General features: G+C 59.7%; 8 protein-coding genes. 1 reads left to right on the top strand and 7 read right to left on the bottom strand.

What is annotated here, in order from left to right; genetic code table 11:
- Nucleotides 1-20: 20 nt before the first annotated feature.
- The 5 genes from adiA to ACK5NW_RS05365 all read right to left on the bottom strand — a co-directional run bounded on the left by adiA (nt 21) and on the right by ACK5NW_RS05365 (nt 10,026).
- A complete protein-coding gene (gene adiA, locus ACK5NW_RS05385) occupies nt 21-2,324 on the bottom strand; it encodes an arginine decarboxylase (protein ID WP_416925823.1) in 2,304 nt (767 codons plus the stop codon).
- 39 nt (nt 2,325-2,363) lie between these two features.
- Nucleotides 2,364-4,706, bottom strand: a complete 2,343-nt coding sequence (gene speC / locus ACK5NW_RS05380; RefSeq protein ID WP_416925821.1) for an ornithine decarboxylase — start codon at nt 4,704-4,706, stop codon at nt 2,364-2,366.
- Between the two features lie 36 nt (nt 4,707-4,742).
- Nucleotides 4,743-7,043, bottom strand: coding sequence for an Orn/Lys/Arg decarboxylase N-terminal domain-containing protein (locus ACK5NW_RS05375; RefSeq protein ID WP_416925819.1), 2,301 nt, complete (start codon nt 7,041-7,043; stop codon nt 4,743-4,745).
- A gap of 75 nt (nt 7,044-7,118) precedes the next feature.
- Complete coding sequence (locus ACK5NW_RS05370) at nt 7,119-8,423, bottom strand: DcaP family trimeric outer membrane transporter (protein WP_416925817.1); 1,305 nt, start codon at nt 8,421-8,423, stop codon at nt 7,119-7,121.
- A gap of 670 nt (nt 8,424-9,093) precedes the next feature.
- Nucleotides 9,094-10,026 carry a LysR family transcriptional regulator gene (locus tag ACK5NW_RS05365; RefSeq protein ID WP_416925815.1) on the bottom strand — a complete coding sequence of 311 codons (933 nt, stop codon included), beginning with the start codon at nt 10,024-10,026 and terminating at the stop codon, nt 9,094-9,096.
- 105 nt (nt 10,027-10,131) lie between these two features.
- On the opposite strand from ACK5NW_RS05365, the gene ACK5NW_RS05360 reads away from it, so the two are divergent.
- Nucleotides 10,132-11,298 (top strand): mandelate racemase/muconate lactonizing enzyme family protein, encoded by a 1,167-nt coding sequence (locus ACK5NW_RS05360; protein WP_416925813.1) that lies wholly within the window; start codon nt 10,132-10,134, stop codon nt 11,296-11,298.
- Between the two features lie 58 nt (nt 11,299-11,356).
- On the opposite strand, the gene ACK5NW_RS05355 is transcribed toward ACK5NW_RS05360, so the two are convergent.
- Together ACK5NW_RS05355 and ACK5NW_RS05350 are read right to left on the bottom strand one after the other, a co-directional pair.
- A complete protein-coding gene (locus tag ACK5NW_RS05355) occupies nt 11,357-11,992 on the bottom strand; it encodes a nitroreductase family protein (protein WP_416925811.1) in 636 nt (211 codons plus the stop codon).
- A 33-nt stretch (nt 11,993-12,025) separates the two neighbouring features.
- Nucleotides 12,026-13,390: an NnrS family protein gene (locus tag ACK5NW_RS05350; protein WP_416925809.1), complete on the bottom strand. Its 1,365-nt coding sequence runs from the start codon at nt 13,388-13,390 to the stop codon at nt 12,026-12,028.
- Nucleotides 13,391-13,439 lie beyond the last annotated feature (49 nt).

Below are 13,439 nucleotides of genomic sequence, written 5' to 3'. Positions count from 1 at the left end.
CGGCGTTGGCTGAAATGGCGTCAGGGCTTGATGCACAACACGTGATAAGCGCCGTCGATCAACTCAGCACCCTCGATCACCCCGGCAAAGCCAGGAAACTGGCGTTCACGTTCTTCCATGCTCTTGAGGTAGCGGATCTGCGGCGACTTGCTGTCACCAAAGCTCTCGCCCGACATCAACATCGGAATCCCCGGCGGGTAAGGCATCACAGCATTGGCGGCCACGCGGCCCGCCAGGGCACTGGAAGGCACCAGTTCAACTTCGCCAGCGACCAAGCGTTCGTAAGCGGCGCGTGGCGTCGTCATTGGAGTTGGCAGCGCTTCGTACGCGGCGTTGAGCACCTCGTTAGGGCGGTTCTTGCGCAGGTACTCAAACAGCTCATTGCCCAAATCGCGCATGCCCAGCGCCTCATACCGATCGGGATACTGCGCGGCAATTTCCGGCAGTGCCTCAGCGATGGGCTGGTTGGCGTCGTAGGCGCGTTTGAAGGCCAGCAAATTGGTCAACAAAGTGGCCCACTTGCCCTTGGTGACGCCCATCGTGAACAGAAACATCACCTGAAAATCAGTCACCCGGGTTGGCACCACGCCAAAGCGATTGAACCAGGCGTTGACCAATGCGGCCGGTACACCGGTTTTTTCAAGCTGGCCGTCAGCCCCCATGCCTGGTGCCAGAATGCTGACCTTGATCGGATCGAGCATGCACCAGTTGTCGGCGATGGTGTCAAAGCCATGCCACAGCTGTCCAGGGCGCAAAATCCACGGTGCTTGCGACCGGGTCAATAACTCGGTGGGCGCATCGGCGAAAGTCCATTCTTTGCCGGACTTGGCATCGCACACGGTGTCGACGTTCCAGGGCTTGAAAAACCATTCGCCGCGCTGCGTGAATTCGCGCTCCAGGCGTGCCACGGCCTGACGGAAATCCACTGCTTCGTCGATCACTTCCTGCGTCAGCGACAAGCCGCCAGAGCCATCCATCATGGCCGAGGTGATGTCGTTGGATGCCACGATGGCGTACAGCGGCGAAGTGCTTGTATGCATCATGTAGGCTTGATTGAAGCGGTGGTGATCAATCGGATTTTTGCCATCACGCACGTGGATGTACGAAGCCTGCGACAGCGCCGCCAACATCTTGTGCGTGGAATGCGTGGCAAACACCGTGGGGCCTGTGTGTTCAGCCGGATCACCGCGCATGGCGCAATGGCCTTCGTACATGGGGTTGAAGCGGGCGTAGCCGTACCAGGCTTCGTCCATGTGAACGCGATCCAGCGACTGGGCCAGCAAAGACTCAACCCGACCAGATTCGTAGCACAGACCGTCGTAGGTGCTGTTGGTCACCACCGCATAGACCGGTTTCTGGCTGCTCAGATCCTTGGTCAGCGGACTGGCAGCGATCTTGGCGCGCACGCTGGCAGGTTCCATCTCGGCGGGTGCGATCGGCCCGATGATGCCGTAGCGATTGCGCGTGGGCACAAGATACACAGGGCGCGCACCAGTCAGCATCATGCCCTGCTCGATCGACTTGTGGCAGTTGCGGTCAACCACGATCACATCGTCGGTTTTCATGCAAGCCTGCATGATGCTGCGGTTGCTGCCCGAAGACCCGACAATGCCCGAATAACTGCGGTGCGCCCCAAACACACGCGCCGCATATTTTTCCGACGTCGCCACCGGGCCGGTGTGATCGAGCAACGACCCCAGTGCACCGCGCTCGATACCCATGTCGGTGCGAAAGATGTTTTCGCCCATGAAATCAAAGAACACGCGCCCGACAGGCAATTTGGTGAACGCCACGCCCCCTTGGTGGCCTGGGGCCGACCAGGAGTGTTCGCGCAGCGCTGCATATTTGGCCAACGCCTGGGCATAAGAAGGCAGCAGTTGCGCCTCATAGCGTCGAATGGCCGCCAGCACGCGGCCCGCGATGAAGTCAGCCGTGTCTTCCAGTTGCCATACGAACTCGTCCACCATCTCGGCCGCTTCCAGCGTGATGCTGCGTTTGACGCTTTCACGATCGGCCAGCAGAAACACCGGGGCGTTCGGGTGGCGCTCTCCCATCTTGTGCAACAGCCGAATGGCTTCAGTGTGCGAAGCCTCGCCGTCGGTGCCCAGATTCCAGTCCAGCAACAGTGCGCGCAAAGATGCGTCCACACTGAGAACGGCAGAAGCGTCGTCGTAGGACAGCGCACACACCACATCAATGTTGTGGTTTTCCAGTGTCTTGGCCAACAACTGAACCGACCGACCACGCGCTGTGGTCGGTTCTGCAAAGCTGTCGTCCACGATCAAGACGCGAGAGCGGTAAAACTGGGTGTTGGGATTAAGCATAGGGGCCTTCTCTTGATGAAACGGGCGATGGGCATATCGTCATTCGCGCACGACGTAGGTATGAAAGACGATTCGACCGTCCACCACTTCCTGGTACACACCCTGGACTTCGTAATTGAAGCCTAGGAAACGATCAAACGACTCCTGGAAAGCGCAGAAATATTGGTACATCGGGCGGGCGCGCTCGTCCCAGCGTTCACCTGGTAGCACGACGCCGATACCGGGCGGATAAATCAGCGCCAGCGTAGCGCTGATGCGACCTTGCGCCGCATCCAGCGGGACGTAGTCGACTTCATTGCCAACCAGCTTTTGATAAGCCTGTTGAGGACTCATGGCCAGCTCAGGGAAGCTCTCGGCACGAAAGCACAGGCGCTGTAGCTCCTTGATATTGGCCCGCTTGTAGAACCCATGCATCTCGTTGCACACCTGTCGCAGCGAATAGCCGTGATAGCGTTTGCTGTGCGTAGCGTACAGCGTAGGCAGCACTTCGGCCAATGGCGCGTCACGATCCCACATGTCTTTGAACTTCACCAGCTTGGCCAGCAGCGTATTGAGCTTGCTGGCGTCTTCAGCGGGCGTCATCAAGAAGAGAATGCTGTTGAGGTCGCACTTTTCAGGCACGATTCGCTCCTCGCGCAGAAAATTCGCCAGTACCGTGGCAGGTACGCCAAAGTCAAGGTATTCACCGGTAGCGCGGTCAATACCCGGGGTGATGAGCATGAGCTTGTTGGGGTCGACCATGGCGTAGCCGTCGGCATAACCGGCATAGCCATGCCAGCGCGCCCCAGGCTCGAACGCCCAGCACGACTGCTCGCGCTTGAGGGTTTCTGTGGGCAGGTCTTCCCACGGCACGGGGTGTGCCGACGCGCCCGCAACAGCGGGCACCTGCACCACATCCGGAACGAAAGGATCGAAGAACCACTGCTCGTCAGGCGTGCGCCCGGTGCTGCGGTAATGGCGGCCAAATTCGCGCAGTTTTTTGCGCGCCTCGATACCCAGCTCAATGCAACGATCCCACAACATTTCGCCGCCGCGCCCCGCATGCACCTTGGCGTTGACATCGATCGAGGCGAACAGCGGATAGAACGGCGAGGTCGAAACCAGTTGCAAAAACGATTCGTTGAAACGCTTGTGCTCAACGTAGCGCGGTTGACCGGCTATGTGCTCATCGCGCTTGTGAATCTGCGAGGCTTGAGAAAACCCTGCGCCCTGTTTGTGCACCGACTGGGTTGAGAAAAGCCCAGGGCTGTCCGGCCCCAATGAACCGACCCGCATCGGGCTGTGGTCATGGAACAGGGGGTGAAAAGCGTTGTAGCCAATCCAGGCTTCGTCCCACAGCACGTAATCGCAAAGGTGGCCAATTTTTTCCAGCACCTTGCGCACGTTGTAAATCGTGCCGTCGTAAGTGGCCAACTGGATGCAGGCCAGACGAAAAGGCCGTGGCACCTGAGCGCGTGACTTGTCTTTCAACTGGGGCGATGCCTTGATGGCTGCACGCAGGTGCGATTCTTCCCAGGCGCTCCAGTCGACGGCTCCAATCATGCCAAAGGCGTTGCGCGCGGTAGGTAAGAAGACCGGTATCGCCCCGGACTGGATCAGGGCGCCTTGCATCACCGACTTGTGGTTGTTGCGGTCGAACAGCACCAGATCACCAGGGCGCAGCAAGGCGTTGGTGACGATCTTGTTGGAGGTGCTGGTGCCGTTGAGCACGAAATAAGTGCTGTCGGCACCGAATACCTTGGCCGCGTGCTTTTGCGCCTCGGCGGCGGCCCCTTCGTGAATCAGCAAATCACCCAAGCGAACGTCGGCGTTGCACAGGTCGTTGCGAAAGATGGATTCGCCCAGATGCTTGAAAAACAATTGCCCGGCGGGCGAATGGCGATAGAACTGGCCGCCCTGATGCCCTGGGCAGTCGAATGCAATATTGGCTTCGGCGTCGTATTCGACCAGGCCGCCAAAAAACGGGGGCAGCAATGAACGCCCATAGCCAATCAAACTGCTTACCACCTGTTTGGCGTAATAGTCAGGCGATTGCTGGCCAAGGTAGAGAAATCCGGCCACCTCACCAGTGACTTCGGTCACCGACATATCTGCAATGGGGGTGTTATCGGCCATAGCCCACAACGGGGTATCGAAACCGGCCGCACGCACGGCCTGCGCCAGCCGGGTGGCCGTGGCAGCCTGTGGCCCATCAATCGCCACCACGTAGGCACCTACGTCCGCGTCTTCAGCAACGTCACGATCGACGGCACAGGTCAGTTCGACCACATAGCCGTGTGCACGGATGGCCTCGACAATTTCGATCACCTGTGTGTTGGCAGGGTCTGCGATAACGACAATTTTGAATAGACCCTCAAATGTCACGGCGCTTTCATTTGCCATGGTGTTTGACCTCCAGTGATTGGTGGCTTGCGCGCTTTAGGAGTGGCGCAAGCACTGAACAAACTGCTGACCGTCGCGAACTTCAATGCCGTGGGTGTCGTGGCTGAACCCCGGAAAACGTTGATCCCAGTCACGCAGCGCACGCAGATAGGTGAGATATGGCCCGTTCTCCGCTCCGGCCTGCTCGCCCGGCATCAGCATGGGAATGCCGGGCGGATAAGGCACCACGCTGGTGGCCAGCACACGACCAGCCAGTTGATCCAGCGGCAGGCTTTCCACTTGGCCCAGCACCAGTTGGCGATAGGCCGCAGCCGGGGTCATCACAGGGGTTGGCAAGGTGGAAAACGCCTTGGACATCGCCTGCGTCTGATGGCTGGTCTTGAGTTGCTCGAACATCTGATCGGCCAGCCCCCGCAAGCCCAGCTTGGCGTAGTGCGCTGGATGGCCTGCCACCAACTGCGGCAGCACCTGCGCCAAAGGCGCATCGGCGTCGTAATCGCGCTTGAAATCCAGCAACGCGTTGACCAGCGTGCCCCATTTGCCTTTGGTAATGCCAATAGAGAACAAAAACAGAATGGTGAAGTCAGTGGTTTTTTCAACCTGGATGCCTTGCTGATCGAGGTAGGCGGTGAGCAGCGTGGCGGGAATGCCGGTTTGGGCCAGCGTGCCGTCATCGTTCATCCCCGGCGTAAGCACCGACACTTTGATCGGGTCGAGCATGCAGTAGTCGTCAGGCAGCGTGTCGAAGCCGTGCCATGAATCTCCGGGGTGCATCACCCAGGCGCTGGCGTCGGTGGCCAAAAACTCCGGCGGTGCCTCGTGAAAAGGCACCCGCCGCTTGCTGCCCGGCACCGTCACCAGTTCGGCATTCCAGGTTTTAAAGAACCAATTGCCCTGTTTGGCCAGCTTGGCTTGCGCTCGGCCAATGGTTTGCCGGAACGCCACCGCTTCCTCAATCGACTCATTGGTCAGGGTTTGACCGCCGCGTCCGTCCATCATGGCCGATGTGACGTCATTCGACGCAAGAATGGTGTACAGCGGAGAAGTCGAGGCGTGCATCATGAACGACTCGTTGAAGCGTTCATGCGCAATTGCCTGGCGCCCGTCGCGCACATGCAAAAACGAAGCCTGTGACAGCGCCGCCAGCAGCTTGTGCGTCGAGTGCGTGGCAAAGATGGTAGGCCCCTGGTGGTCTTTGGGGTCGCCGCGCATGGCATGCCGATCTTTGTAAATCGGGTTGAAGCGCGCATAGCCGTACCAGGCTTCATCCCAATGCAGGCGATCCAGCGTGGGATCAAGCAACGCCTCCACCTCCTTGGCGTTGTAACAAAGGCCGTCGTAGGTTGAGTTGGTAATGACGCCGTACACCGGCTTGTGGCTGGACTTGTCTTTGACCAGCGGATTGGCCGCAATGCCGTCCTTGATGGCCTTGGGCTTGAAGTGATCTGGGTGAATCGGACCAATGATGCCCAAACGATTGCGTAGCGGCACCAGGTACTGGGGAATAGCGTCGGTCAGCAGCAGGCCGTGCTCGATCGACTTGTGGCAGTTGCGGTCGCACAACGCAATCTGGCCCTGGGTGACGGCGGCCATCATGACGACCCGGTTGGACGTCGAAGTGCCGTTGGTCACGCTGTAAGTGCGGCTGGCCCCAAAAACGCGGGCAGTGTATTTCTCTGATTCGCCAATCGGCCCGCTGTGATCCAACAAGGAACCCAGCTCGCCCACGCTGATGGACAGGTCTGAACGCAGCAGGTTTTCGCCAAAGTAGTCGTAAAACAGGCGACCAACTGGCGACTTCAAAAACGCCGTGCCGCCGGTATGCCCCGGCGTGTGCCATGAATATTCGTGCGTGCGCGCAAACTGTCCCAGCGCCTTGGCCATGGGCGGCAGCACTTGTTCGACGTAGCGCCGCGCAGCAGCTTCCACGCGCCCACTGACAAAGGCTCCGGTGTCTTCCAGCGTCCAGACGTATTCGTCCGTCATCTGCATCACGTCGATCGGCAGCGCAGTAGCCTCGCCGCGCTCGGCCATCAGGAAAACGGGAATCCGATCATTGCGGCCACGGATGTAGCGCAGCAGGGTGAGGGCCTTTTCATGCGTTTGGGCGTCGTCATCGCCCAAAGTCCAATCCAGCATGACGGCATGAATGGCCGCATCTGACATAAACACCGCCATGCCGTCGTCGGCAGAAAAGGCTTGAATGACCTCCATGTTGTGCGCCTCGATATCGCGCACCAAAGACCGTGCAGACCGGCCTTCGGCGGTCTCGGCCGCCAGCTCGTCGTCAACGATAAGCACGCGCATCCGAATAGGAATGAACTTGTTTTCCAGCATGGCTTCTCCTTGTTTAGGTGGAGGGCATCCCAGACCCCCATTGGTCTGGTGAAATCAGACGGTGACAGCAGGTTTTCAGCGCACGAAGTCGTACTGCAAGCTGAACTGAATGCGCGTGTCGTTGGCCGAGCGGCCATCCATGGTCTTCAGGCGGCCGTACAGCAATTCAGCCCCCACGTTGAGCGAACCCCAGGGGTTCCAGATCAGGTTGGCGGAGTAGTACTGGCTGTTCTTGAACGAGGTGCCCGCCATGGCACTCGAGCGGTCCATGCCCAGATAGCCTGCAACCCCGGTGGATCGCAGCTTGGGTGTCCAGTAATGGGTGTACGCCAGGTAGCCACCGTAAGAGGTCAATGCATCCAACTGCCCGTTGGGTTTGGCCACTGCATCCCAACTGTTGCCCGACAAATCAGACACATAGCGCGAAATGCCCTTGCCCCACACCGCACCACCGGCCAGGTAGTCGCTGCCAAAGGTGGTGTAAGTGCCTGCCACGTTGAGGCCGTAACCCCAGGCGTCGTCGTGCCCGTCATCATCACGGTAAGCCAATCGGCGCAGCAGCCCTGAGGCTTGCAAGTGGCCCGCGTCAGTTTCATAGCGGCCAATGGCCACCAAATCGGGCATCGTGCTGCGGCCATAGCCGCTGTCACTGGTGGTGATCTCTGAATTGGGTCGCTCAGCCGCCAGTCCAAAGCTGTAGTTCTTGTTGATCTTCCAAGTATAACGTGCACCTGCTGTAAGCAAATACGGTGCAGCACCCGGACCTTCAAAGTCCAACGTATCGGGCAGCGCATCGTTGTCCATAAAAGCGCTGAATCCATAGCCTGCCGCTATATTTCCAAGCTGTCCATAGGCATGGCGCAGCCGCATTTCATAACCACCTGAGTCATAGCCCCAGCTTGCATCACCAAAAAAATCGCCTTCAATGAACATCCGAGCCTTACCCACATCAGTCTGACGCCGGATATCCAGATTAATGCGCGTTTGTTTGGCATGCACCGTAAACTGCGTACCGCGCCGACGATTGGCACCAGAAGTAGGCAGGGCCGATGTAATAAAGTAATCGTAGGTGCCGATGGGTTTGGTGTCGTAAATCAAATCCAGCTTGGCGTAGCCGCCAAACTTCATGATGGTGTCTGTGCCTGGAATTCGGAAGAAGCCTTTAAGTTCAGGATCAATCGTGGCGTTGTCCACCCGCAAGGCCGCAGTCTCGTTGTCTTTCAAGGTGGACGCAGGGATGAAAGTGGCCGTTTCTGCCGGAGACAATGGCGCAACCGGTTGTGGCGCGTTAACCGTGGCGGCCGCTTGCTGCTCCACCACTTTTTTCTGCTGCTGCTCCAACGCATTCACACGCTCTTGCAGCTCCCGAATGGTGCGCATGGCCGATTCCAATTCAGCTTGAATGGGCTTCACAGATCCAACACTGGAATCAGAATACACCGCCTGCGCATAAACATTTGATGTTGCGGAAATCAACACCAATCCATATATTCCAAATAATTTAATATTTCTGAACGCAGAGCAATCCATGTCGACCTCACAGAAGACAGAATAAGTTTAAGCATTAAAAACAATTTACTACAGAAATAAATTTAATCACATCTAATTTGGATATTAATTGGAATGTACATGGACTTTGATCTAAATCAACAACTGTTTCGATTACTTATTCAATTTACATATGATTTCAATTTATTTGAATTAAATATTTAATTTTTGGATTTTTTATGGCATTTGATATGTGCCTGGCTTGATTGACGGCCGACCTGCTGCCCATCCGGACATGAGTGCTCAACACATGGTTCGGCAGGTGTCGACATGGGACATGGCATGCACAACAGCAGCGATCTAGCGATCCAGCGCACCAGCCCACCCAGCGGGGTTTGAGATCGCCAACGTGCGCGTAAAGTGCATCGCCAGCGCACACAGGCAAAGAAAGCTCAGCTAAAAAAGACCTGCCAGCGCGAAACTGCGTGTCGGTCAAGAGCGCTGGGGGCACCAAGCCTTATCGCCACCGACAGCGTTGCACGCGCCAAGCCCCATGAACAGATCAGCTCAACACCCGTGCCTGCGCGGCCTGCCAAAACGCCTGCACCGTGCGATTGGCCAGCACGGGAGGGCGGTACAGCCTGATGGTCAGTGGTACCTGCCAGCGGGTGTCGTCCGTGGCCAACACCAAGCGTTGGTCAGCCAGATCTTCATCCAGCAAGCTGCGTGGCAGCCAGGCCACGCCCCGCCCGTCCAGCGCCATGCTGCGCAGCACCGACGCCAGATGCGCCGTAAAGACGCTGCTTGCATCCAGCGCTTGCAGCCGCTGGCCCAGTACAGCCCGCAGGATGCGGCCCAGGCCCGACACGTCGGAATAGCCCAACAACGGCGACGGCGTGCCCGTCGTGTCCAGCCGGTACTGGGGCGCTCCATCGCGCGCCGGGGCCGACACCGGCACCAACGCATCCACACCGACCTGCACAGACAGCGCCGCATCGGCATCCAGGCTGGTAGGTGCGGTGGCATGGGCATGGCTTAAAACAAAATCCACCCGCCCCTCGGCCATCAAGGTTTCGCAACGCGCCAGCACGTCCGAGATCAGCTCCACCGGCCCCAGCGCCGAACCTGATGCAGATACAGATGCCATGACACCCTCCAGGCTGCGCAGCCAGCGCGGCCAGAAGGCAAACGACAGTGCGTGCGTGGCCGCCATGCGCAGCCTGCCGGTGTTGGCCTCGGCCACTTGCTGGGCTTGACTGGGCAGGCGCTGGGTGCGCTGCACCAGATCTTGCGCCACACCGCGAAACCACACGCCCGCTTCGGTCAACTGCACGGGCTGGGCGCTGCGGTCAATCAGCGGCGTACCCAGCCAGTCTTCCAGCGCCCGGATGCGGCGGCTGAACGCCGGTTGCGAGCTGTGCCGTTGCTCGGCCGCGCGCGAAAAACTGCCGCTGCCAGCCAGCGCCAGAAAGTCTTCAAACCAAACGAAGTTCATGGGCGGTTCGTGCCATGCATGGATGCAGGCAAAAGCAGCATTGGCCAGATGGCGCGTGGCGGTCGATGATGCACACCGTCATTCACTTTTTTTACAGGCCGCCCCATGAAGATCGTTGAAATCCGCGAGCGAACCATCCCTATCAGCTCGTCCATCCGCAATGCCTACATCGACTTTAGCAAAATGAACCTGAGCCTAGTGGCCGTCATCACCGATGTCATTCAAGACGGCAAGCCGGTGGTGGGCTATGGTTTTAACTCCAATGGCCGTTATGGTCAGGGCCAGATGATGCGCGAGCGCTTTATCCCACGCATCATGGAGACAGCCCCAGACAAGCTGATCGACGCCAGCGGCCACAATCTCGACCCGCACAAGATCTGGGCCACCATGTTCACCAATGAAAAGCCGGGGGGACATGGCGAACGATCAGTCGCCATCGGCACCATCGACATGGCGGTGTGGGATGCGGTGGCCAAGATCGAAGGCAAACCGCTGTTCCAGTTGCTGGCCGAGCGCTATGGCAATGGTCAGCCCAACCGCCAAATCTTTGTCTACGCCGCAGGCGGCTACTACTACCCCGGCCAGGACTACAAAAAGCTGCAAGACGAAATGCGCAGCTACATTGACCGCGGCTACACGGTGGTCAAAAAGAAAATCGGCGGGGCCTCATTAGACGAAGACCTGCGCCGCATCGACGCCATCATGCAGGTGCTGCAAGGCGGCCAGAAGCTGTGCGTGGACGCCAATGGCCGCTTCGATCTGGAAACCGCCATCCAGTACGCCAAGGCACTGCGCCAGTACGACCTGTTCTGGTACGAAGAGCCTGGCGATCCGCTTGATTTTGAGCTGCAAGCCACGCTGCGCCAGTACTACCCCAACCCCATGGCCACGGGAGAAGACCTGTTTTCGATGCAAGACGCCCGCAACCTGATCCGCTACGGCGGCCTGCGCCCTGACCGCGACTGGTTGCAGTTCGACTGCGCACTGTCTTACGGCCTGGTGGAATACCTGCGCACGCTGGACATGCTGCGCGAACACGGCTGGTCGCCCAGCCGCTGCATCCCGCACGGCGGGCACCAGATGTCGCTGAACATCGCCGCCGGACTGGGCCTGGGTGGCAACGAAAGCTACCCCGATCTGTTTCAACCCTTTGGCGGCTTCCCAGACGGCGTGAAGGTGGAAAACGGCCACGTCACCCTGCCCGACTTGCCCGGCATCGGCTTTGAAGGCAAGGCCGATTTGTACCAGCAGATGCAAGCGCTGTCGGCTTGAATCTCCAGCTCATCAAATGCTTTTGTTTTGATAGCTTTTGACGCAATACCAACATGCGTCAATAGCCTAAAACAGTTAAAAACTGAGCGGTTTCAGGACGCACGCGCGGCGGCTTGGTACGCACCACCGTGCCCATGCTGATAAAGGCCAGCGCCTGCTCGTTCGCGCTCAAACCAAACAGCGTGCGCAGTGGCTCAGATTGCAGGGCTTTGCCGCTGGTCAGCGCCGCACCAAAGCCCATGGCGTGCGCCATCAACAGCACGTTTTGAATCGCGCAGCCTGCCGAAACAATGCGCTCGTGCGGGGGAACGTCAGCGCTGTAAATAGCCTCTGCATCCGCCTTGTCATCATGCAAACGCACCACCGCCAGCAGCAGCAGTGGTGCACGCGCTGCCTTTTCGCGCGCCTGCGCCAGTTGCTCAGGCGTGGCGGCGGCATCGCGCTGCTGCAAAGCCAGGGCAAACGCCTGGCCCAGCGCCGCGCGCGCTGAGGCAGGCACCTGCACAAAACGCCAGGGCAGCAACTGTTGGTGATCAGGTGCCGCCGCCGCCGCACCCACGATAGCGGCCAGTTGTTCGCCGCTTGGGCCGGGATCGCCCAGACGGCGGGGCAACACGGTCTGGCGGGTGTGGATGATCTGGCTGACCAGCTCAGCCAGCTCAGAAATGGTGTGCGCGGCAACGGTGTGCGACATCCAGATAGCTTAAAGCGTTCCGTCAGACTTGCCTCATCCCGGCTTGCCATCAAAGCGCGGCCTGCCCAGCCAGTTGCCATAGCGCAGCGACCACAGCAGCATCACCACCGCCCACAGCGCGGCCGCCAGCAGCGTCAACCACACGGGCGCGCCCGACACCGCCGCCGCCAAGCGCACCACCACCGTCACTTGCAGCGCCAAAAACAAGACCCACACCAAATCGTCGGCCACCAGCGCCCGTCCGCTGTGCCCGCAACACACGCGCGTGACCATGGCCACCATCATCGACCCCAAAAAACCCATGGTCAGCGCATGCAGTGCGCCCAGGCCCAGTATGGCCTGGCCCGTGCCCAGCCACAGCCCCTGCGACAGCGCGCTCCACACCAGCGCCAGCCCCAGCCACATGAAACCCAGGTGCAACATGCCCAGCAGGCGGATCTTGACGCTTTGCACCAGCCCCCACACCACCGCCAGCCACAGCAGCACCCCCCCGGCCACCGCCTCCACCACAATCACCAGCACCGTCCACGCAGGCCATGCGTGGAGCGAAGGCGCAGCCCAGTCCACCCACACGGCCAGCACCTCAAAGGCGGCAATGCCCAGCATCAACCACAGCACCCAAAAGGGCCGCCAAATCTCGATCATGGGCAGCGCGCTGGAGGTAAAAAACGGCAGCATCCGGTGCGCCACGGCGGCAAACGTCACCACCACCCAGCCCCACAGTGCGGTGCGCGCCAGCACCAGCGCCAGGTCGGCGTAATAACCCAGCAGGGTCGTCATCAACACCCCCGCCAGACACACGATGCCCACCAAACCACCCACGCCCACGGCCATGGCGTGCACCCGGTCGGCCGCTGTGCTGCGCCAAATTAGTTGCCAGAACAGCAAGTACATCGCCACCAGCCCGGCCAGCGCCAGCGTCAGGCCCAGCACCGCCATCCACACGGGCAGGCCCGAGCCACCCAACAGCCACAACAGCCAGCCTGCGGCCTGCAACAGCAAAGGCACTTGCAGCCGCGACACCGGCCAAGGCTCCACATTCAGCCAACGCGGCCCGGCGGTGAACAAAAACCCGGCAAAAAACAGCGGCATAAAGCCCATCACCATCACCACCGCATGCGTCAGTGTGGCAGGCACGCGAAAGCCCGTCTCGTTCAACCCAGGCACCCCCCATATCCTGCCCCATTGCACCAGTACCCACCAGCCGCTGGCCGCCACCAGCAGCACCATGGCCAGCAAAAAACCCAGCCGGTGCGGTGCCACCCGCACCGTGGCCCAGCGCCAGCGGCTGGCCGCAGGCGGTGCGGGCCGCCCACCCCCATCAGGCGGAAGGGGTGCCACGGGGCGCACCGGAATGGATCGGGCGGATAGTTTGGGAGGTGCTGAAGAATCGGTCATCAACGCGGTTTGTACGCGCGATGGCCCTGCCCTTACGATGACCAAGGTC

Source organism: Ottowia sp., assembly GCF_047975795.1.
Lineage (GTDB): Bacteria > Pseudomonadota > Gammaproteobacteria > Burkholderiales > Burkholderiaceae_C > Ottowia.
This window is presented reverse-complemented; position numbering and strand designations above follow the sequence as displayed.

Excerpts from the sequence above, each read along its gene's own strand:
- speC (WP_416925821.1), bottom strand. The coding sequence starts at position 4,706 with ATGGCAAATGAAAGCGCCGTGACATTTGAGGGTCTATTCAAAATTGTC.
- ACK5NW_RS05355 (WP_416925811.1), bottom strand. The coding sequence starts at position 11,992 with ATGTCGCACACCGTTGCCGCGCACACCATTTCTGAGCTGGCTGAGCTG.
- ACK5NW_RS05375 (WP_416925819.1), bottom strand. The coding sequence starts at position 7,043 with ATGCTGGAAAACAAGTTCATTCCTATTCGGATGCGCGTGCTTATCGTT.
- ACK5NW_RS05365 (WP_416925815.1), bottom strand. The coding sequence starts at position 10,026 with ATGAACTTCGTTTGGTTTGAAGACTTTCTGGCGCTGGCTGGCAGCGGC.
- ACK5NW_RS05370 (WP_416925817.1), bottom strand. The coding sequence starts at position 8,423 with ATGCGCACCATTCGGGAGCTGCAAGAGCGTGTGAATGCGTTGGAGCAG.
- adiA (WP_416925823.1), bottom strand. The coding sequence starts at position 2,324 with ATGCTTAATCCCAACACCCAGTTTTACCGCTCTCGCGTCTTGATCGTG.
- ACK5NW_RS05350 (WP_416925809.1), bottom strand. The coding sequence starts at position 13,390 with ATGACCGATTCTTCAGCACCTCCCAAACTATCCGCCCGATCCATTCCG.
- ACK5NW_RS05360 (WP_416925813.1), top strand. The coding sequence starts at position 10,132 with ATGAAGATCGTTGAAATCCGCGAGCGAACCATCCCTATCAGCTCGTCC.